20 protein-coding genes are annotated in these 21,540 nt (G+C 60.2%); 14 read left to right on the top strand and 6 right to left on the bottom strand.

What is annotated here, in order from left to right:
- Window positions 1-102 precede the first annotated feature (102 nt).
- Genes O6760_RS18220 through O6760_RS18205 form a run of 4 tightly spaced genes read right to left on the bottom strand, consistent with a single transcriptional unit; the run spans window position 103 to window position 3,186 of the window.
- Entirely contained in the window at window positions 103-837 is a 735-nt protein-coding gene (locus tag O6760_RS18220) for a MotE family protein (protein ID WP_269581132.1), read from the bottom strand.
- On the bottom strand, window positions 834-1,427 hold the full coding sequence (locus O6760_RS18215) for a DUF6468 domain-containing protein (protein ID WP_269581131.1): 594 nt from the start codon (window positions 1,425-1,427) through the stop codon (window positions 834-836). Before O6760_RS18215 ends, O6760_RS18220 begins: the two co-directional genes overlap by 4 nt.
- Entirely contained in the window at window positions 1,424-2,620 is a 1,197-nt protein-coding gene (gene fliM / locus O6760_RS18210; RefSeq protein ID WP_269586302.1) for a flagellar motor switch protein FliM, read from the bottom strand. Before fliM ends, O6760_RS18215 begins: the two co-directional genes overlap by 4 nt.
- 53 nt (window positions 2,621-2,673) lie before the next feature.
- Entirely contained in the window at window positions 2,674-3,186 is a 513-nt protein-coding gene (locus O6760_RS18205) for a flagellar basal body-associated FliL family protein (protein ID WP_269581130.1), read from the bottom strand.
- A gap of 283 nt (window positions 3,187-3,469) precedes the next feature.
- Here O6760_RS18205 and flgF point away from each other — a divergent pair, with 283 nt between their 5' ends.
- The 7 genes from flgF (at window position 3,470) to O6760_RS18170 (ending at window position 10,816) form a co-directional block, all read left to right on the top strand.
- A complete protein-coding gene (gene flgF, locus O6760_RS18200; RefSeq protein ID WP_442969803.1) occupies window positions 3,470-4,210 on the top strand; it encodes a flagellar basal-body rod protein FlgF in 741 nt (246 codons plus the stop codon).
- Window positions 4,211-4,232: 22 nt separating this feature from the next.
- Window positions 4,233-5,015, top strand: a complete 783-nt coding sequence (flgG, locus tag O6760_RS18195) for a flagellar basal-body rod protein FlgG (RefSeq protein ID WP_269581128.1) — start codon at window positions 4,233-4,235, stop codon at window positions 5,013-5,015.
- A gap of 16 nt (window positions 5,016-5,031) precedes the next feature.
- Window positions 5,032-6,015, top strand: coding sequence for a flagellar basal body P-ring formation chaperone FlgA (gene flgA, locus O6760_RS18190; RefSeq protein ID WP_269581127.1), 984 nt, complete (start codon window positions 5,032-5,034; stop codon window positions 6,013-6,015).
- On the top strand, window positions 6,015-6,764 hold the full coding sequence (gene flgH / locus O6760_RS18185; protein WP_269581126.1) for a flagellar basal body L-ring protein FlgH: 750 nt from the start codon (window positions 6,015-6,017) through the stop codon (window positions 6,762-6,764). The genes flgA and flgH overlap by 1 nt, the downstream gene beginning before the upstream one ends.
- A 181-nt stretch (window positions 6,765-6,945) precedes the next feature.
- Window positions 6,946-7,707: an NAD(P)H-dependent oxidoreductase gene (locus O6760_RS18180; protein ID WP_269581125.1), complete on the top strand. Its 762-nt coding sequence runs from the start codon at window positions 6,946-6,948 to the stop codon at window positions 7,705-7,707.
- Window positions 7,708-7,921: 214 nt separating this feature from the next.
- Window positions 7,922-8,728 carry a lytic murein transglycosylase gene (locus tag O6760_RS18175; protein ID WP_269581124.1) on the top strand — a complete coding sequence of 269 codons (807 nt, stop codon included), beginning with the start codon at window positions 7,922-7,924 and terminating at the stop codon, window positions 8,726-8,728.
- 105 nt (window positions 8,729-8,833) lie between these two features.
- The gene (locus tag O6760_RS18170) at window positions 8,834-10,816 is read left to right on the top strand and encodes a bifunctional 2',3'-cyclic-nucleotide 2'-phosphodiesterase/3'-nucleotidase (protein ID WP_269581123.1); all 1,983 of its coding nucleotides are present in this window, start codon (window positions 8,834-8,836) and stop codon (window positions 10,814-10,816) included.
- Window positions 10,817-11,095: 279 nt separating this feature from the next.
- Here the strand turns inward: O6760_RS18170 and dksA are convergent, their stop codons facing one another.
- Window positions 11,096-11,512: an RNA polymerase-binding protein DksA gene (gene dksA / locus O6760_RS18165; protein ID WP_248157695.1), complete on the bottom strand. Its 417-nt coding sequence runs from the start codon at window positions 11,510-11,512 to the stop codon at window positions 11,096-11,098.
- A gap of 165 nt (window positions 11,513-11,677) precedes the next feature.
- Window positions 11,678-12,097, bottom strand: a complete 420-nt coding sequence (locus tag O6760_RS18160) for a flagellar assembly protein FliX (protein WP_269581122.1) — start codon at window positions 12,095-12,097, stop codon at window positions 11,678-11,680.
- 315 nt (window positions 12,098-12,412) lie between these two features.
- Between O6760_RS18160 and O6760_RS18155 the strand changes: the two genes are divergently transcribed.
- From O6760_RS18155 to O6760_RS18125, 7 genes are all read left to right on the top strand, one after another.
- Entirely contained in the window at window positions 12,413-13,555 is a 1,143-nt protein-coding gene (locus O6760_RS18155; RefSeq protein ID WP_269581121.1) for a flagellar basal body P-ring protein FlgI, read from the top strand.
- Complete coding sequence (locus O6760_RS18150) at window positions 13,555-13,878, top strand: rod-binding protein (RefSeq protein WP_269581120.1); 324 nt, start codon at window positions 13,555-13,557, stop codon at window positions 13,876-13,878. Before O6760_RS18155 ends, O6760_RS18150 begins: the two co-directional genes overlap by 1 nt.
- On the top strand, window positions 13,875-14,369 hold the full coding sequence (locus O6760_RS18145; RefSeq protein WP_269581119.1) for a flagellar protein FlgN: 495 nt from the start codon (window positions 13,875-13,877) through the stop codon (window positions 14,367-14,369). The genes O6760_RS18150 and O6760_RS18145 overlap by 4 nt, the downstream gene beginning before the upstream one ends.
- A 262-nt stretch (window positions 14,370-14,631) precedes the next feature.
- Entirely contained in the window at window positions 14,632-15,021 is a 390-nt protein-coding gene (locus O6760_RS18140; protein WP_269581118.1) for a flagellar protein FlaG, read from the top strand.
- Window positions 15,022-16,166: 1,145 nt separating this feature from the next.
- Window positions 16,167-17,669, top strand: coding sequence for a flagellin N-terminal helical domain-containing protein (locus O6760_RS18135; RefSeq protein ID WP_269581117.1), 1,503 nt, complete (start codon window positions 16,167-16,169; stop codon window positions 17,667-17,669).
- A 556-nt stretch (window positions 17,670-18,225) separates the two neighbouring features.
- Window positions 18,226-19,728, top strand: a complete 1,503-nt coding sequence (locus tag O6760_RS18130) for a flagellin N-terminal helical domain-containing protein (RefSeq protein WP_269581116.1) — start codon at window positions 18,226-18,228, stop codon at window positions 19,726-19,728.
- A 289-nt stretch (window positions 19,729-20,017) separates the two neighbouring features.
- Window positions 20,018-21,511: a flagellin N-terminal helical domain-containing protein gene (locus O6760_RS18125; RefSeq protein ID WP_269581115.1), complete on the top strand. Its 1,494-nt coding sequence runs from the start codon at window positions 20,018-20,020 to the stop codon at window positions 21,509-21,511.
- The last annotated feature ends 29 nt before the right edge of the window (window positions 21,512-21,540 follow it).

The following is a 21,540-nucleotide window of genomic DNA, read 5'->3' as shown; positions in this document are numbered from 1 at the left end:
TCCTGGCAAAGTGTTCTGTCCTTGGGTGACGCCAACGCAATATTATTAGTCAGGTGTTCTTAACGTGCCCTTACGCCATGCCGTCAATTCCGCTCTGTTCCGTCAGTTTGAAGGAATTTTCGGCAGCGTGTCCTGCGCCGGCGCCTGTGCCTGTACCGGCCGCGCCGGCTGGGCGGGCGCGGTGGAGTTGCTGGCGATCGCGACAGTCAGTCTTTCCGCTGCCTCCGGGGACATCTTGGCCAGAACATCCGCCATCTTCCTCGGCTTCATCTGACGAACGACCTTCAGCAGGATCGGCAGGCTCAGCCTGTCGAAGATCCGCGCCGCGTCCTTCGGCTTCATGTTCTCGTACATGGTCACGAGACCGGCGATCTCGTTTTCTTCCTGCTGCTTCTTCTCCTCGACGGCCGCCTCGATCCGCTCTTCCAGCTTCTTCAGCTCTTCGACCTGTTTCTTGATGCGCTCTTCCGTGGCCTGCAGAAGCTTCTCGCGCAGATCCAGCTGGCCTTCCTGCTGCTGCAGGGACTCGCGGCGCTTGCCCAGGCTCTCCAGAACCGCCCGCTCGGCGGCGGATCCGCCGATCTCCAGGCTGTCCGGCAGAACAGGCTGATCCGGAACATCATCGCCGGGCGGTGGCGGCGGCGGCGGTCCGCCGTCTCCATCCGCCATTTCCGGCATGTCCATCGTCTGCTCGTCAGCGCCCGCGGGTGTTTCCTGCGCAATTGCCCCATTGATCGGAAATTCGGCGTTGTCCGGCCCGAGAGTCAGGCCAAGCAGCTTCAGCGCAAGCAAGGCGCTCGCCGAAATTCCAAGCAGTGGCAGCAATCTCACATTCATGCAGCGGCACCATTCCGTTTGCGGAATTGCTCAAGGCGCGCGGTCGCTTCCGCGGCAGCGCTCCGGATATCGGAGGTCCGGCTGCTGCGCCGTCGCTCCGGTTCGACCGCCGGGGCCTGTCGCGCAGGTTCTTCCGGCAAGGGCGCGTAATACTGGGGCTCCAGCGAAGGCTGGGGCGCGTGCATCCCGTTCTGCGGCCCGTTTTGCGGCCCGTTTTGCGGCCCGTTTTGCGGCATGGCTTCACGATGAGGCGACGCCGACCGGGCAGCATCCGCAATCTGCGATATCTTGGTAAAGACTTTCTCTCCCTCACCGAGTTGGGAAGCAAGCGTGTGAGACATGGTTTCCGCTTGCTTAAGACGACTGCCCAAAGTCTTGTCGGCGTTGGCCGCGGTGGTCTTCAGGCCCAGTATCGCGCGCTCGGCGATTTCAGTGGCCGTCATCAGCTCCGAAATCGTGGCCCGCAGCACTTCCTCGTCCGCACGCAGCCGCTGCAGCCTGCGGTTCAGCGTCCAGCAATAGCCGATCGTGATCACGAGCAGGACCGCGACCAGCCCTTCGATGATCATCCCGAGTGGCAAAGTGCTCATTGTTCCCCCATTTCGCTCTGCATGGCTCGCTCGAACGCAGCCAGCGTCATTTTGGGCTTGCGCAAGTTCTTTGCGACCCGGATGGCAATGGAATCCTCCACCTTTCCGAGGGTGCCCTCGGTCAGCGGAACATTGCCGCATTTGATCATCACCGGATCGGTCGGCTCCTTGTCGAACACAAGCGTCTGGCCGACATCCAGACTGAGCACCCGGCCGAGCGGCAGGTATGTTTCGTAAAGAACGGCGTCGATATCGACCTCTGCCGCATGGATCTCGGTTGCCAGGTGCCCTTCCCAGATCGGATCACGGCCGAACTTTTCGCCCATGAACATCTGCAGGAGCAGATCACGGATCGGCTCCAGCGTGGCATAGGGCATCATGATCTCGACCGACCCGCCCCGATCCTCCATGTCGATGCGAAGCTCGACGAGAATGGCCGCATTGGCCGGGCGCGAGATCGCCGCGAAACGCGGGTTCGTCTCGAGACGCTCCAGATTGAAATGCACCGGCGACAGCGGCGCGAAGGCGTGCTCGGCATCCTGCAGGATCAGCGCCACCATCTGCTGCACGAGACCGGTTTCAATGGTCGTGTAGGGACGCCCTTCGACCCGCACGGCTGATGTGCCGCGACCGCCGCCGAGCAGAACGTCGATGATGGAATAGATCAGGCTGGATTCAACGGTAATCAGGCCGAATCCGTCCCATTCCTCGGCCTTGAACACTCCGAGAATGGCCGGCAGCGGGATGGAGTTCAGGTAATCGCCGAAACGGACGGAGCTGATGGAATCCAGTGACACTTCGACGTTGTCGGAGGTGAAGTTGCGCAGGGACGTCGTCGTCAGTCGCACCAGGCGGTCGAAGACGATTTCCAGCATCGGCAGGCGCTCGTAGGAGACCATTGCCGAGTTGATCAGCGCCCGGATACCACTCTGGTCACCCGCGATCGTGTCTTCGATATTGAAGCCCAGGAGGTTGTCGATTTCTTCCTGGTTGAGAACGCGGTCGGCGCCGCGGGTGGCGTTTTCCAGGTCCGGCTCGCTGTCGTCGATCATCGCCGCCCATTGGGCCGCCATGTCGTCGGAACTTCCCGCACCCTGCTCTTCCAGGGCAGCACCCCAGGCCGCGGCGAGATCTTCGTCCTCGTCGCCTCCGGCGCCCTGCTCCGCGAGAGCCGCGCCCCAGGCGTCGGCCATGTCCTCTTCGGACAGATCGTCGTCTTCGTCGTCGATGTCAGCCATTCAGTACCTCACTGTACAAGGATTTCCTTGAACAGGACCCCTTCAACCTTTGCCGGATAGACCGACAGATTGATCCGCCTGAGCAATTCTTCCTTCAAGCGGAACAGACCGGCAGACCCTTCCAGGTCCGCGGGGCGTAATTCGCGCAGATAGATCTGGAACGCATCCAGGATCCGCGGCAGATACGGCTGGATCTGCTCGATCATCGCGCGGTTCTCGACTTCCAGGGCAATCCTGACCTTCAGGTACGTCGTGCGCCCGTCCGTCGCCAGATTGACCGTCATTTCCGGCAGGTCGTAAAACACCACCGGCTTCTGGACGACCTGCGGGGTATCCGCCTCACCGGGCGCCGGCGCCGGTGCGCTGTCGCCCATCATGAAGAAATAATACCCCGCCCCGCCGGCCGCGAGCAGAAGCACCAGCCCAAGGCCGCCAAACAGGAAGAGCTTCTTCCCGCCTAAACCGGCGCCCCCGGCTTCATCGTCGCCGTCTTCGTCGGCTGCGGCGTTTTCGTCTGTCATTCCGCACTCCGCTTACAGCCAGGCGCTCGCGCGCGCCATTTATTACTAAAGAGTTAATGGTTAACGAAAGGTTACCGAACCATTAACGCGAGTCACCGGGCAAAAATTGCCAAGTGGTTAACTTCTGCCGGAAACTCTTGCCGCACGCACCCGTCCCCTTCGGCTTTTACCCAGATTTCCCAAGGATTTAAAAACTGGCACGGCACATGCATTAACCTTAACGAGCCAGCGGATCTGGGGAGATCAGCCGGCTTTTCGGGGAGCATGAAGGGAACCGTTCACCATGGAGAACGCGCAATTAATCGCCTTGTCACGGCAGACTGCCTTGCGAAATCAGCTGGATGTGGTCGCAAACAACATGGCGAACATCAATACGTCCGGCTTCAAGTCAGAAAACCTGCTGTTTGAAGAATACCTGATGCCGATCGCGGAAGCGACCGAATTCCAGTCGCAGGATGAAACGCTGTCCTATGTGCTGGACTACAAGACACACACGGATTTCGATACCGGCAGCTTCAAGCTGACGGGCAACGAACTGGACCTTGCGCTCGAAGGCGAGGGTTTCTTCACCGTGCAGCTGGACGACGGCACACAGGCCTATACGCGCAATGGCGCTTTTCATCTCGATTCGACGGGGCAGCTCGTGACCTCGGAAGGAAGGCCTGTTCTGACCAGCGCAGGCCCCCTGACGTTCACCCGCGAGGATGGTCTGATCGAAATTGCCGAGGACGGCACCATTTCAACCAAGCTGGGTGTACGCGGACAGGTCCAGGTGGTCGCGTTCGAGAACAACCAGGACCTCGAGAAGATCGGCGAGACGCTCTATCTGGGAGAGAACCCGGGAGCGCCGGAGCGTGTGCGCGTGGTTCAGGGCGCCATTGAGCAGTCCAACGTGGACGGCATCTACGAGGTGACCCGGCTGATCGAGATCACCCGCACCTACGAAGCCGTCGCAAAATTCCTGAAAGACTCGGACGAACTGCGCCAGCAGGCGATTTCGTCGCTCGGCCGGTTTCAGGCCTGATCGGCAATAGGGGAACACAGACATGAAAGCACTCCATATTGCCGCGACGGGCATGAAGGCCCAGGAACTGAACGTCGAAGTCATTTCCAACAATGTCGCCAACATGCGCACGACGGGTTTCAAGAAGCAGCGTGCGGACTTCCAGGACCTGCTTTACCAGAACCTGAGACGCATGGGCACGGAGACGTCCGACAACGGCACCATCGTCCCGACCGGCATTCAGATCGGCTCCGGCGTCAAACTGGCCTCGACCACCCGCATCATGTCCCAGGGCTCCCTGGAACAGACGGGCAAGGCCCTGGACGTGGCGATCCGCGGCGAGGGTTTCTTCCAGATCGACTTGCCGGACGGCACCACGGGATACACAAGGGACGGCTCCTTCGAGCGCGATGCGGACGGACAGCTGGTGACGGTCGACGGCTACACCGTCAATCCCGGCATCACGATCCCGGAAACGACCCAGGACATAACGATCTCCAACACCGGCGTCGTTCAGGGTGTCGACCAGGCGGGCAACACGGTCCAGCTCGGCCAGGTCCAGCTCGCCAGGTTCGTCAACAAGGCCGGCCTTGAAGCCATCGGCGACAACCTTTTCCTGGAGACCGACGCCAGCGGCCAGGCCGAGACCGGCAACCCCGGCGACAACGGCTTCGGCTCCGTGCAGCAGTATTTTCTCGAAATGGCCAATGTGGACGCGGTGACGGAAATCGCCGACCTCATTTCGGCCCAGCGCGCCTACGAGATGAATTCGAAAATCATCCAGGCCGCCGACGAGATGTACTCCACGACCACCAACCTTCGCTAAGACTGGTAGGCTCGACATGATCAAACACCTGCTGAAAGCCGCCACCGGCCTGTTGCTGGTGAGCCTTGCCGCCTTCCAGGCGCTGGCGGACGAACGTCCGGTTCTGCGCTCCCAGGTCATGACCCTTTCGGACATCGTGACCATCGGCGACTTTTATTCCAACGCCGGGATGCTGGCAGAAAAGCCGCTGTTCCGGTCTCCCGACATGGGCACTTCCGGAAATGTCTCCGCCACGCTCGTCGCCGAACGCGCCCGCGCCGCCGGCCTGACCGCCGCGGGAACCGACGGGCTCAGGACCGTCGCGGTCTTTCGCGGTGCCACCAGGTTCAATCGCGACCAGCTCGCCGGGCTGGTGCGCAACACACTGGCGGAACGCAATGCCGGGCTTGATCCCGCCAAGCTCGACATCCGCCTTCTGCAGGCGCCGGACCAGGTTCTGGCGGATCCCAAAGTCCACGACCCCATTCGGGTCGACCGGGTCGAGTGGTCCGAGACCAGTGGGCATTTCACATTGCACGCGACGGTCGCCGTCGAAATCGGCACACAGTCGCTGACATTGTCCGGCATCGCCACGGAGATGATCGACGTGGTCGCACTGCTTCAGCCGCTCCGCCGGGGCGACATCCTCAAGGAAGAGGATCTGGACGTGATCCGGCTGGCCCGCAACAAGGTGCCCGCCGGCGCCCTCACCGAAGCGGACGACATCCTCGGCAAGGAAGCGCGCACGAATATCCGCGCCAACGCACCCCTGGCGCGGAGGGACTTCCAGCGCCCGATGCTGGTCGAACGCAGTGAAAAGGTCACGGTCGTCTACGAGATGGCCGGCATGAAACTGACCTCCCGCGCCCAGGCCATGGAAGATGGCGGCAAGGGTGACGTCATCGATGTCAGAAATCTGCAGTCCCGGCGCATCGTTCCGGCGACTGTCTCCTCCCGCGGCCAAGTACGCGTTTATGCCGCCAATCCCATAGTCGCAAGCTTGAACAGCGAGACCGATTAATGCTGAGCACCTTCCCCAGACACCTGTTGGCAAGCATCGCGCTGAGCGCTCTTGTCGCGGGATGCGGCACCGCCGACAAACTCGCCAATGTCGGCCAGCAGCCTACCCTGAACGCGATTCAGGATCCGACAACGACACCTGGTTACCGCCCGGTGCAAATGCCCATGCCCGATCCGGTGCAGGCACATTATAATCCGAATTCCCTGTGGCAATCGGGCAGCCGCGCCTTCTTCAAGGACCAGCGCGCCAGCCAGGTCGGCGACATCCTGACCGTGGTCGTGACCATTGACGACGAGGCGGAATTCGACAACGAGACCGAACGCAGCCGCACCGAAACCAGCGGCGCAGGCGTCGGCGGTGCGCTCGGCACAGCGATCGACACGATCTTCATGCCCGCGAGCACCGCCGCCAGCGACCTCGCCAATGTCGACAGCAACTCCAGTTTCTCAGGTTCCGGCAGCGTAGACCGCAACGAAACCCTGACAACAACCGTTGCCGCCGTGGTGACCCAGGTCCTGCCGAACGGCAACATGGTCATCGAGGGCCGCCAGGAAGTCAGGGTGAACTACGAGGTCCGCGAGCTGATCGTCGCCGGTATCGTCCGGCCGGAAGACATCACCGCCAACAACCGCATCGCCAGCGAGCAGATCGCCGAAGCGCGCATCGGCTATGGCGGCCGCGGCCAGATCACGGACGTCCAGCAGCCCCGCGTCGGCAACCAGGTCCTGGATATCCTGCTGCCGTTCTGATCCCCACCCGATACGGTCCCCCGGCCAAGACCCGGCAACGTGTTCTAGAAGCGTTGCCGGACCTGGCTGACGACGGGCACGGCATCTCGCTCCCCGAGTGCCGTGCCCGTTCTCGTTTTCAAGACGGGGCCAAGCCGGTTAGAACCGACTGGCACACAACTCGGACGAGGACCGCGCCGGCATGACCACCACCCTGATCGTACTCTCCCATCCGGCGCAGACTTCCTTTAACGCCGCCTGGGCGCGCGCGTCCGAAACAGCGTGCCGCTCCTTCGGCGACGACGTGCTCCTGTCCGATCTCTACAGGCTCGGCTTCGATCCGGCCGAACGGGCCGACCACTATCCGCAAGGAACGGCCACGGACCCGTATGACGTCCTGAAAACTCAGCAAGTTGCCTCCGAGACGGACCGCCTGCCTTCTAGGGTTCAAGCCGAAGTGGACAAGCTTCGCGCCGCCGACCGCATCATCTGCCATTTTCCGCTCTGGTGGTTCGCACCGCCCGCGATGCTCAAGGGCTGGTGCGAGCGGGTGCTTGTGAATGGCGGCATGCATGACACCGGCAACCGCTTCGACACCGGCTTTTTCCGCGGCAAATCCGTTCTGTTCTGTGTGAGCACCGGCTCGAAGGCCGCCGAAAGCGCGCATAACGGCAAGGAAGGCGACGTTGAGATGCTGCTCTGGCCGCTGGCCTACACCTTCCGGTATCTGGGCTTTGACGTGTTGCGGCCCCGGGTCGTTCACGGAGTGCACGGCTATCACAAGGACACCGCCAAAGAGGCGCTCGAGAACCGGCTGCGCGGCGAACTGGCTGGGCATGCCGGTGTCCTGTCCCGGTATGCAAGCCTGCCGCGACTGGCGTTCAATGCCGACAGCGATTTCGAGGACGGCCGGTTGCGCGACGGTGTTCCCGGCCAATCGCTTTTCATAAGGCAGAATCCATAGCCCGCTCGCGTGTCTCCATCGCCGGGCAGGGGAAAATCCGCCTGACCTTTTCCGGCATGCCAGGATGAAGTCGGGCCGTTTTGAGCTGGAACGCCCCAGGCTGAAGTGACACTTTGTCGATGGGCAGCGCCGCAGGAACGATCCTGACACCAACGATGCCATTCGCTAATGTGTCGCTACAGCCTGGGCTCAATTGCGATTCTGCGGAGTTTCCATGCGTATCCTGTTCGTTTCCATTGTGTCATGTCTGCTTGTTGCCTCCTCCCCTGCCCTCAGCGCCAGATGCGGCAACGGCCCAGGCGGGTTCGATGCCTGGAAGCAGGCTTTCATCGCCAATTCATCCGGCTACGGTCTCAAGCAGCGGGTCGTGAGGAATGCCCTGCAGAATGTCAGCTACGACCGCAAGGTCGTCCGGCTGGACCGCAACCAGAAGTCCTTCAAGCTGAGCTTCGAGCAGTTCTATGGCAAGCGGGTCAACAACGCGATGATCCGCCGCGCCCGGAAACTCGGCAAGACCTATGCCCGCATCTTCCGGGGCATCGAACGCAAATACGGCGTGCCCGCCCCGATCCTTCTGGCGATCTGGGGCCTGGAAACCAATTTCGGCAGTTTCTCCGGAAACATGTCCGTTCTCCGGTCGCTCGCCACGCTGGCCTATGACTGCCGCCGCTCCAAGTTTTTCACCAACGAACTGGTCAATGCCCTCAAGATCGTGCAGCGCCGGGACATGACACCGGCGGAAATGAAGGGCGCATGGGCCGGCGAAATCGGCCAGACCCAGTTTCTGGCCTCGTCCTACATGAAATACGCGGTCGACTATGACCGCAACGGCCGCCGTGACCTGATCCGATCCATTCCCGACGTGCTTGCGTCCACCGCCAACTACCTCCAGAAGAACGGCTGGCGCCGCGGCCAGGGCTGGGGGCCCGGCACCGCGAACTACAACGTCCTGAAGAAATGGAACAAGGCCAGCGTCTATGTGCAAACCATCTCGGTGATGGCCTCCAGGATCGCGCAGTAGGCACCCTTGACAAAATTGGCCATTGAGGCAGCCTGACCGTCATAAGGTTGCAACAAAAGGGTTTCAAAACCCGCCGGCGGCCATGCGGTCGAACAGGAGCCTCTCATGTCCAGTATCAAAGACGTTTCACTCTCACGGCGCGGCCTGCTGATGGGAGCCGCGGCGACCGGTTTCGCCGCCGCGCTGCATCCCTATTCCGTCCTGGCAAAGGAAGGCACCGCCCATGTCCGGCTGATGGAAACCACCGATCTCCATGTCCACGTGTTTCCCTACGACTATTACGGCGACAAACCGGTCGACACGGCGGGCCTTGCCCGCACCGCCACACTGATCCGCCAGATCCGCGACGAAGCCACCAACTCGGTGCTGGTCGACAATGGCGACTTTCTTCAGGGCAATCCGATGGGCGATTTCATCGCCTATGAACGCGGCATGCGCGAAGGCGACGTCCATCCGGTCATCAAGGGCATGAACGTGCTGAACTTCGATGCCGGAACGCTCGGCAATCACGAGTTCAACTATGGTCTGGACTTCATGATGAAGGTGCTGTCGGGCGCCAATTTCCCGGTCGTCTGCGCCAACCTGGTCAAGGGCACCACGCTCGCCGGCAACGCACGCGACGACAGCCTGTTCCTGAAGCCCTACGTCATCGTCGACAAGGAGATCACCGACGGTGCCGGCAACACGGCTCCCATCAAGATAGGCTTCATCGGCTTCGTGCCGCCCCAGATCATGAACTGGGACCGCCGCCACCTGGAAGGCAATGCCAATGCCCGCGATATCGTTGCGGCGGCCAAGGCCTTCGTTCCGGAAATGCGCGAACAGGGATGCGATCTCGTCATTGCCCTGTCGCACTCCGGCATCGACGCCAACGACTTTTCCGAAAACATGGAAAACGCCTCGCTGCACCTGGCGGCCGTCGACGGCATCGATGCGGTCTTCACCGGCCACCATCACCTGGTCTTTCCCGGCCCCCAGTATGAAGGCCTGCCCGGCATCGACAGCCAGAAAGGCACCCTCTTCGGAAAGCCGGCCGCCATGGGAGGTTTCTGGGGCTCGCATCTGGGTGTCATCGACCTGATGATCGAACGCGACGGCAACGGCTGGCGGGTTGCCAATTTCATGACCGAGGCCCGTCCCATCTACGAGAAGGAAGGCCGCAAGGTGACACCGCTGGTCGACAGCCAGCAGGACGTGCTCGATGCCGTCAGGGAAGACCACGAGGCAACGCTTGAATATGTTCGCCGGCCCGTGGGCAAGACGTCGGCGCCGCTGCATTCCTATTTCGCCCTGGTCGCCGACGACCCGAGCGTCCAGATCGTTTCCAAGGCGCAGACCTGGTATATCGAGCAGATGATGAAGGGCACCGAGTGGGAAGGCCTGCCGATCCTCTCCGCCGCCGCGCCCTTCAAGGCCGGCGGCCGCGGCGGCCCCGCCTATTACACCGACGTGCCGGTCGGCGATGTCGCCATCAAGAACGTCGCCGATCTCTATCTCTATCCGAATACCGTGCGTGCGGTCGCCATCAAGGGCGGCACGGTCAAGGAATGGCTGGAGCGTTCCGCAGGCATCTTCCTTCAGGTCGAACCGGGCAAGGCCGACCAGCCTCTCATCAATCCGGAATTCCCGAGCTACAATTTCGACGTCATCGACGGCATCACCTACGAGATCGACCTGACCCAGCCGTCGAAATACGATTCGAAGGGCGAGCTGATCAACCCGGACGCCAGTCGCATCGTCAAGCTGGAGTTCAACGGCAAGCCGCTGAACTTCGACGACACATTCATCGTGGCCACCAACAACTACCGCGCCGCAGGCGGCGGAAATTTCCCCGGCATCAGCGACGATGTCGTGGTCTTTGTCGGCCCGGACACCAACCGGGATGTGCTGGTGCGCTACATCGTCGAACAGGGCACGATCAACCCCTCCGCCGACGCCAACTGGCGTTTCCGGCCCGTCCCGGAGACCACCGTTCTGTTCGAAACCGGCCCGGGTGGCACCGACCACGCATCGTCCGTCGAAGGTGTGCGGATCGAACCTGCCGGCGACGGCGCCGACGGTTTCGCCCGTTACCGGATCACGCTCTGATTGCGACAGCCGGGAATACACTATGGGGGCCGTTTCTGTTGAGCGGCTCCCAAAACAAAAACCGCAACTTGAGGAAACGCGAATGCGCTTTCTTGACTGACCGGCCGCTTGTTCGAACATGTAGCCGATCCTTCGAGACGGACCTGACGGTCCACCTCAGGATGAGGTTGTTTTGCAGCATCGATTTTGAGCGACATAAAAAAACCTTCCCGCGACGGGGAAGGTTTTCAAAGTGATCTGGACCCGCCTGTTGCCGGCGGATTGGCCGTTTTCTGGAAATCAGTCGTCGCGGTAAACCTTTTCCCGGCGCTCATGCGCTTCCTGGGCTTCGATGGACAGGGTCGCGATCGGCCGTGCCTCGAGGCGCCGCAGGGAGATAGGTTCCCCGGTCTCTTCGCAATAACCGTAGCTTCCGTCGGCGATCCGTTCCAAAGCATCATCGATCTTTGAAATCAGCTTGCGTTGACGGTCCCTGGCCCGCAGCTCGATCGAGCGGTCGGTTTCAGAGGAGGCCCGGTCAGCAAAATCGGGGTGGTTCTGACTTTCCTCCTGAAGGTTGGTGAGCGTTTCCTTGCTCTCCTTCAGGATCTCTTCTTTCCATGCAAGCAGCTTGTTTCGGAAATACTCCCGCTGCCTGTCATTCATGAACGGCTCGTCTTCCGAGGGTCGATATTCAGACTCAATTTCAACCGTCATCGATAGCTCCGGATTACCGTTATGCCGGGCGCAATATATAGGTGGTTCCCTCAGCCGACAACGGTTCATTTCTTAAAAATAGTATCAAGAAAAGTTTATATCTTTCAAATCGTTGCGTAAGTTTCACTTCAATTTTAGACAAACTGCAGCTGTTTCCCTAACCGCTCATTCAGGGAATCGGCCGAGCTTGGCGAGCTCAACTTTGACACGCAATTCAATCTCTTCCAGCACCGAATCGATTCTGGAATCGCCGCTCTGGGGGCGTTTCGAGACCTGCTGGGCCAGCAATTCCAGCCGCTCTTCGGAAACCTGGCCGGCCAGCAGGTCGGTCCGGACGGATTCGAGTGCGTCGAGCAGCTTGTTGCCGTATCTGGCCGCGCGCGACCTGCGTTCGGCGCGCTCATCCACTTCCTGAAGCGCCAGGAGCGCATCCATGCCCTGGATCGATGCACCGCCGGCCGTCTGCGAGGACTGCACCACTTCACTTCCGAGGTCCGGGGCAAACTGCTCGGAACTCGAACTGCTGCCTTTCTTGGCGCTTTTCCCCTGAACGCCGGTGACGGGTTTGTTGCCTGTAATGCGCATGATCGATCTTTCGGTCCGACTGACGGCAATCCTGACGCAAACGAAGGCCTTGCCTGTCAGATTCTGCCGGTAAGGGTAAATGAGTCCTTATCAAGGAGGCAACATTTGCCGGGCAGCAAAAGCAATTCCCCACCCGCCTCAGTCAGTTTTACGTGGATATACCCGTCATTCTACCAGCAAATGGCGCGGAATCCGGGCAATTTGCGGAAAAGACCCGTTGCGACCTTCAAAGTGGCACGACTCTCGCATTGCGCAAGCCGAGACAATTGCACCGGCCTGCATGCCGGATCCTTGAATGGCGGACCAGAAACAGTAATGCGACATTTCAACGACAGGATCTTCAAGAGGTTTGCACGGTTCGTCCTGGCAACGGCGGCCATCGCCCTGTGCGTGTCATCCTTGGCGCCCGCTGCATACGCCGCCTCGCGCATCAAGGACATCGCGGATTTCGAAGGCATTCGGGAAAACCAGCTGATCGGCTACGGCCTGGTCGTTGGCCTGAACGGGACCGGTGACTCGCTGAACAACTCGCCCTTCACGCAGCAGAGCCTTCAGGCCATGTTGGAACGGCTGGGCGTGAACACACGAAACGTCGATCTCAACACCAACACGGTGGCGGCCGTCATGGTGACGGCAAACCTGCCGCCCTTCGCCACACAGGGCACGCGGATCGACGTCAATGTCAGCGCTCTCGGCGATGCGGATTCCCTCCAGGGCGGCACGCTACTGGTCACCCCGCTCGTCGGTGCGGATGGTGAGGTCTACTCCATTGCGCAGGGCTCGGTCGCCATTGGCGGTTTTTCCGCCCAGGCGGACGCGGCTTCGGTGGTGCGCGGTGTGCCGACAGCCGGGCGCATTGCCAATGGCGGCCTTGTGGAGCGCGAGCTTGAGTTCAAGCTTGCCTCGCTGACGACCATGCGTCTGGCGCTGCGCAATCCCGATCTCACCACGGCCCGGCGGGTCGCCCTGTCGATCAACGAACTGATCGGCATGCCGACCGCCGAACCGCTCGATCCGGGAACCGTCCAACTGGAGCTCCCAAGGCAGTATGACGGCAATATCGTCGATCTTCTGACCGACATCGAACAGCTCATTGTCGAACCCGACCTGGCGGCGCGCATCGTCATTGACGAAAACTCCGGCATCATCGTGATGGGCCAGGACGTGAAGGTTTCCATGGTCGCTGTCGCACAGGGCAACCTGACCGTGACAATCGCGGAAACACCGCAGGTGTCTCAGCCCCTGCCCTTCGCCAACGGCCAGACAGAAGTCGTGGATCGTTCCGAGATCACGGTGAACGAAGACGGAAACAAGCTTGCTATCGTTCCAGAGACTGTCACACTCAAGCAGCTTGTCGACGGCCTCAACGCCCTGGGCATCGGGCCGCGCGACATGATCTCCATCCTGCAGGCCATCAAGGCATCCGGTGCCCTGCAGGCCGAAATCGAGGTGCTGTGATGTTGCAACAGATTACACCGCAGATTTCACCGGCATCGGTCCAGACCAGCCCGCAGGACGCCTTGCGCGGTGTCGACCGGACGGACAAGACCGCTGTCCGCGAGGCTGCGGAAGAATTCGAGGCGGTTTTCCTGAACACCATGCTCCAGAACATGTTCACCGGCCTTGAAGACGGCGGTGCCTGGGGTGGCGGAACAGGATCGGATGCCTGGCAAAGCCTTTTGATCGACGAGTATGCTCGTACGATCGCGGAGGCCGGCGGTATCGGTCTTGCCGACAGCGTTGAGCGCGAACTGATCGCATTGCAGGAGGGGGCACAATGACCGCACAACCGAACGCAACCACATTTCCGTTTTCCCTGGAGCGGCCCACAAGCCAACAGGACGCGGAGAACTTCTGTTCCGCCCTGTCCGGCACCATGGAAGCGCTGTTGTCCGTCATAGAGATGGAAACAGATCTCGTCCGGGCGGGTAAACTGAAGGAAGCGGGCGAACTTCAGGCGGACAAGGCCCGCCTGATCCATGAATACACCCGCGGCATGATGACGGCGAAGGAACACGCGGTTGCCCTCGGCAACCTTGCGCCGGCGGCGACCCAGAGCCTTCGGCGTCAGCACGGCGAGTTCCAGCCCGTCCTGCGCATCAATCTGGCGGTGCTTTCCACTGCCCGCGATGTCGCCAACAACATCGTTTCGACGGTGGCCAAGGTGGCCGGCGCCAAGAACGCGACGGCTCCGACGACCTATGGCCGCAATGGTACGGCACCGACCGGACCGCAATCGGCGCGCGGTATTGCCGTCAACCAGTCTCTTTGAGGAAGGCGCGGCAAACCGCTCCTGGCAACGCCAACAATGAAGGCACAGCCCCCGCGGGAAGGTGTCTTTTCCCTTTCCTCCGAAATGCTGCCAATGCTGCCTAATACTGGCTTTCAGGTGCACCGGGACCGAATCAGGAACGGCCGCAGACGGATAGATCCGACACCCTAAAAATCTAATCATTCCGTTAACAGAAGATTCATTCCCTTACGTTATATTCCTCCGTCAACGGGTGTTTGTATCGAGTGACCCGGAGGGAAAGATGTTGGACACGGGATTGGCCCGGCCGCCATCGCCGACGTATACGGCGATCACGCCGGCTACGCGGGCCCCGGAACAGAACGAGTCGTCCGCCAAGACGGATTTGCCGGCCGAAGAGACTGTGACCCCGTCCACCGAGACGGAAACCAGCCAGAGGTCTGCCAACAACGAACGGGATCGGCGTTCGCTGCTGGAGCGGTACACGCCGACCGTCGAGCGTCAGAACGTCATCGACGAAGACAGCGAAAGCCTCGTTTACATCGCAACCAACACGGAAACCGGTCAGGTTGTTCGGCAAATCCCGAGCGAAACCCTGTTGCGTCTGCGCGCCTATGCTGAATCCGTCGATACGGTACAGACACGGCAATTCACGCAATCCATCCGCGTCTAGAGCATTTTCCGATCAATAAGGGTCCTTTGACCGAGACGGTTTGGCGCGGAGGAAACCCTCAGCCGCATCCGGGCGTTCAAGTTCGTTTGAGGCGCAACTCCTCTCGACACAAGATGATTTGTCATCGCGGCATGACGCGAAAGCGGCAAGACCGGGCCCCGGAAGGAACACCTCTCCATCCTCGTCATCCCATGGCTTGACCCACTGCTGTCCGGTTTAACGCGGCTCAGTTACAACAGGTCATTGATTCATTGTCGATATTTACGCTTCTTCTAGTCCGGGACACGCAGTGCCTTACCACTTGCACCCCTCTCCCCCCTGGAGGGGGAGATGTCCGGGAACCGGACAGAGGGGGGCGCAGCGGTTCCTCGTATTCGGAAAAGGCCTTGTATGCTGAGAGGTTGAGCCCCCCCTCTGTCTCCTTCCGGAGACATCTCCCCCTCCAGGGGGGAGACTGGTACAAGCGGCAAAACCTGTTTGCATACAGAGGCTCCTGCTTAACCGGACAGCAGTGGGCTTGACCATGGGATCCATGCCGTTCCGTATCCAATTGCAAGGTCTCGGGACTGTGCGAGGTCACGGCATGGATTGCCGGATCAAGTCCGGCAATGACGAACGAGTGGGGACTCCCGCCCCCTAAGCGATGGACCGCCGGCGTCCTGACACAAGAAATGTCTGCGCGACTTTCCCGGCAACGGCTCCGTCTGCGCGTCCCCTGCCGGGATGTTCTCGTTCGAAGCTGACACCGCCCATCGGCTGTCGTGATCTCAACGCAATCGCTGACCGTTTTGCTGCCTCTGCCGCCAAACTTCCCCCGTCAGCCCCGGCGCAAGTTAACAAACCTGCCCCGATCAACGTCGCCCGGCCCGCAATTCCGGCAGATGCGGCATCATTTTCCTGCCCCTCGTCCGTTCAAGGAATCGAGGCTGCCGTCGCGCCCGTCACCAGGTGTTCCCGCGCAAGCCACTCAAATAAAACGACTTCAACCAAAAACGGAAAAATGTTTATTTACAAGGGTTTACCTCTAGTTAAGGTTAACACGCGCTAACCAAGTTTCTTTAGAATTTGTTTCGGCGATCCGCGCATAGATGTGGGCCGGATCCAGGAAGGATCCTTGTAACTTGTACTCCTAGAAAGGACACATCATGGCTGACATTACTCTGTCCAGCGCGGTTCGTGCGAACCTCAACACCCTTCAGTCCACCGCTTCGTTCATGTCCGACGTCCAGAACAAACTGGCGACCGGTAAGAAAGTGAACTCCGCACTGGACAATCCGAACAGCTTCTTCACGGCTTCCGGCCTGACTTCCCGTGCAAACGACCTGTCCACTCTTCTGGACGACATGGGCCAGTCGGTTCAGACCCTGAAAGCTGCGGATGAAGGCATTTCCAGCATCACCAAGCTGGTTGAGTCTGCCAAGGCGAAAGCCAACCAGGCCCTGCAGACGCAGAGCCAGTACGAGCGCAAGCAGTTTGCGTCCCAGTACAACGAACTTCTGACCCAGATCGAAGACCTGGCGAAGGATGCAGGCTACAAGGGCAAGAACCTTCTGGCCGGCGACGGCAACGACCTGACCACGATCTTCAACGAAGACTCCACGTCCAAGCTGACGATCGACGCGGTCGACTACACCGACTCTTCCCTGTCCACCGGCCTGAACCTCTCGGATCTGGCAGAAGGTCAGGGCGCGACCACTTCCTTCACCCTTCAGGGCGGCAAGACGACCATCACGCTGACCGACGGCACCACGACGCTGAACTCCAGCTCCGCGCTGTCCGACTCCAACGTGATCTCGACCACCACCACCCTGGAATTCGTTGACGCCATCGACAGCCCGAACGCCATCATCTCCGGTTCCGATACCGTGACCGCCGGTGCCACCGTTCAGGACCTGGTCGACAGCCTCAACAGCATTTCCGGTGTTCGTGCAGAGTTCGACGACACCAGCGGTGAGCTGACCATCTACAGTGACCAGGATTTCCACATCTCTGACACTGTCGACACGCACTCCGCAGCCCTGTCCACCTTCGAAGTGGCCGCAACGGCTCTGGCTTCCACCGGCGCCCTGCTGTCTGACACCGGTTCCTTCGCTGTCGGCGACACGCTGACCCTGACGGACGGTAACGGCTTCGAACTGGGTTCGCTGGAAATCGAGGACGACACGTCCGTCGATGACCTGACGAACTTCGTCAACGACTTCCAGGGCGTTTCCGCTTCGTTCAACACCTCTTCGGGCCGTCTGGACATCACCTCTGAAGTTGACCTGTCGCTCACCAGTGACAATGCCGACTTTGCAAGTGATGCATTCACTGCAAACACCACCGGTGTTTCGCTCTCGGCGATCTCCGACAGTGGCTTTGCGACCGATTCCGACATCAACCGCGTTGTTGACCGTCTGAACACGGCTCTCGGCTCGCTGCGGACCCAGGCCTCCGAGTTCGGTACCAACCTCTCCATCGTTGAAAACCGTCAGGACTTCACCAAGAACCTGATCAACACGCTGGAAGAAGGTGCAGGTCTCCTGACCCTGGCCGACACCAACGAAGAAGGTGCAAACCTGCTGGCCCTGCAGACCCGTCAGAGCCTGGCCTCCACCTCGCTGTCCTTCGCGGCACAGGCGGACCAGAACGTTCTGCGGCTCTTCTAAGCCACAAGCGCATCGCGATCATGGGGAAAGCGGGCTTCGGCCCGCTTTTTCTTTTGTCCTTGCCCGGTCCGCGATTCTCGCCGTCAAAGTATTAACGGCGCATATGTGCACGGCGGCGCCTGCGGCCGGAACGCCCTCGCCGGACAGGCTGCCTCCTGCAGCCTTTTTGCCTTCCCTCTCCCGAAAACCGGTTCGAACGCGCCCCGGACGCGCCATCTCGGATTTTTTTTCGCGCGCCTTCCGGCCGGCAACCGGGAAGGCCGGTCATGCGCCACCGAAATGGCTGTTTCCCGCGGCTTCCAGATGGTCCCCGCAACTGCCGGCAATTGACCAGCCAGATATCCGTCACTTTTTACGGTGCCACTTTTCTCATTCCGGACTCCCCCGCCATCCAGATTCCCTCTCGAGATTCCTGGCAAGCCCCGTCTCGGCGTTTACGCTCAGTTAACCCTAAAATTCAAGCGTTTAACCATTGATTAAGGTTAACGAGGAATGATCCTAGGCAACCTGCTCAGGACGAGCAGATGAATTTGTGACCCAGGAAAGGGATAGTCAGATGCAGGATATTACCCTGTCAGCTGCCGTACGGCAGAACCTCCTCACGCTTCAGTCCACCGCGGATCTCATGTCTGGTGTCCAGAACAAACTGGCGACCGGTCTGAAGGTCAACTCCGCCCTGGACAATCCGAACAGCTTCTTCACGGCGTCCGGTCTCAACTCCCGCGCAAACGACCTGTCCACCCTTCTGGACGACATGGGTCAGTCGCTGCAGACCATCAAGGCTGCCGACAAGGGTATCCAGACCATCACGGACCTGGTCGAAACCGCCAAGGCGAAAGCCAACCAGGCGCTGCAGACACAGAGCCAGTACGAGCGCAAGAAATTCACCGAGCAGTATAATGACCTGCTCGAGCAGATCGAAGATGTCGCGAAGGACAGCTCCTACAAGGGCAAGAACCTCCTGGCCGGCGACGGCAACGACCTGACCACGATCTTCAATGAAGATTCCACGTCCAAGCTGACGATCGAGGCGGTCGACTACACCGACACCGCTCTGTCCACCGGCCTGAACCTCTCGGATCTGGCGGAAGGTCAGGGTTCCACGACCTCCTTCACCCTTCAGGGCGGCAAGACGACCATCACGCTGACCGACGGCACCACGACGCTGAACTCCGCGTCCGCCCTGTCGGAATCCAACGTGATCTCGACCACCACCACCCTGGAATTCGTTGACGCCATCGACAGCCCGAACGCCATCATCTCCGGTTCCGATACCGTGACCGCCGGTGCAACCGTTCAGGACCTGGTCGACAGCCTCAACAGCATTTCCGGTGTTCGTGCAGAGTTCGACGACACCAGCGGCGAACTGACCATCTACAGTGACCAGGATTTCCACATCTCTGACACTGTCGACACGCACTCCGCAGCCCTGTCCACCTTCGAAGTGGCCGCAACGGCCCTGGCTTCCACCGGCGCCCTGCTGTCTGACACCGGTTCCTTCGCCGTCGGCGACACGCTGACCCTGACGGACGGCAACGGCTTCGAACTGGGCTCGCTGGAAATCGAGGACGACACCACCGTCGATGACCTTGAAAACTTCATTGACGACTTCAACGGTGTCGAGGCGACCTTCAACGCTTCTTCCGGCCGACTGGACATCACCTCCGACGTCGATCTGGCTCTCACCAGTGACAACTCGGACTTCGCCAGCGACGCCTTCACGGCCAACACCGCAGGCGTGACACTGTCCGCGCTGTCGGACAGCGGCTTCGCGACGGATTCCGACATCAACCGGGTGGTCGACCGTCTCAACACGGCCCTGAGCAACCTCAGGTCCCAGGCCTCCGAATTCGGTACAAACCTGTCCACTGTCGAGATCCGTCAAGATTACACCAAGACGATGATCAATACTTTGCAGGAAGGTGCAGGTCTTCTGACCCTGGCCGATACCAACGAAGAAGGTGCAAACCTGCTGGCTCTGCAGACCCGTCAGCAGCTCGCCTCGACATCCCTGTCCTTCGCCTCCCAGGCCGACCAGACAGTGCTATCCCTCTTCTAATTCTAGGAGAATCAGTCGGACGGCTGATTCACTTGAGAAGACATGGAAACGGCGGACATCGAGTCCGCCGTTTTCGTTTCCAGGCTCGAGGCCTAATTAGGCGTGACAAAATTTCTCTTTATTTTTCAATACGTTAAAAGAAAGCTTTTGGTAACTTTTATTTACGGTAAGTTAACCGGTGCATCAGTGATTAACTTTCCATTTAGATTTACGGCGAGGGCGCGGACTTAACTTGCATGTCCCGCAAAAACCCTCGGCGCGTACTGAACAGGAAAAGCGGTGAAGACTGATGCCTGATATTGTTCTCTCCAGTGCCGTCCGGGACAATCTCCTGTCGCTGAAACAGACGGCGGATTTGCAATCCATCACACAGACCCGGCTGGCGACCGGCCTGAAGGTCAATACGGCTCTCGACAATCCCAACTCCTTCTTCACGGCACAATCGCTGAACGACCGCGCGAGCGATCTCACCAAACTGCTCGACAACATGGGCCAGTCGGTGCAGACGATCCGGGCGGCCGACAAGGGCATCACGTCAATCACCAAGCTGGTCGAATCGGCCAAGGCGATTGCCAACCAGGCGCTGCAGACTTCCAGTGAATACGAGCGCAAGCAGTTCACCAGCCAGTACAACGACCTTCTCGAGCAGATCGAGGACATGGCGCGGGATTCCAGCTACAAGGGCAAGAACCTTCTGGCGGGGGCCGGCAACGAACTGGAAGTCATCTTCAACGAGGACAGCACCTCCAACCTGACAGTCAATCCGGTCGACTTCACCGACACGACACTGGATGACGGCCTCAATCTCGATGATCTTGACGTCGGCGGAACCGGAACCTCCGCGTTCAACCTCTATGGCGGCACCACAACGCTGACCCTGACCGGTCTGCAGGCGTCCTCCAACCTGACGGATCTCGGCGACTGGGCGGCCGGCGATGTTGTCACGGTGACCGATTCCTCCGGAACCACGAGTTTCACCGTGGGAACGGACATCACCACCGTGCAGGATTATGTCGATGCGCTGAACGACCTGAACGGCGTTCACGCAAGTTTCGACGAAGCCACGGACGGCATCACCATCGTCTCGGGTCTGGACAATTCCCTGGCGATCTCGAAGGACAATGCCGGCGGCGGGACCGCGACGGACGGCGGTGCGACCGGCGGAACGACCACCACATTGACGGTGTCACCACTCAGTTCCACGGCGACGCTGATCTCTTCCGGCGGTTTCCAGGCCGGTGACACGATCACCATTACCGACGGCAACGGATTCGAGCCCGCCTCGCTGGAAATCGACGACGAGACGACGGTCAGCGACCTGGTCACCTTTATCGACAACGTCAAGGGGCTCGACGCCACCTTCTCCGGCGGCAGCATTTCCCTCATCGGTGAAGTCTCTTTCGACATTTCCAGCAGCAATGACGACTTCAACCGGATGACGCTTGGCAGCGGCGTGGGCACGGTCGCACTTTCGGCTGCCGCTTCGGAATTCAAGACCGATACGGATATCGACCGGACGCTGCAGGCGATCAACGCGGCACTGGATGAACTCAGATCCGCGGCAAGATCCATGGGTACGGCGCTGTCGACGGTTGAAATCCGCACCGATTTCACCGAAAACCTGATCAACACGCTTGAGGTCGGCGCAGGCGAACTGACCATTGCCGACATGAACGAGGAAGGCGCGAACATGCTGGCCTTGCAGACCCGCCAGCAGCTGTCATCGACGGCTCTGTCGCTTGCAAACCAGGCCGACCAGAGCGTCTTGAGCCTGTTCGGTTAACACCGACGGCAATTATCACTAAAGTGTCG

The sequence above is a fragment of the Roseibium sp. Sym1 genome, from assembly GCF_027359675.1.
Taxonomy (GTDB): domain Bacteria; phylum Pseudomonadota; class Alphaproteobacteria; order Rhizobiales; family Stappiaceae; genus Roseibium.
Note: the sequence above shows the minus strand (reverse complement) of the source record. Positions and strands in the feature narration are given on the sequence as shown.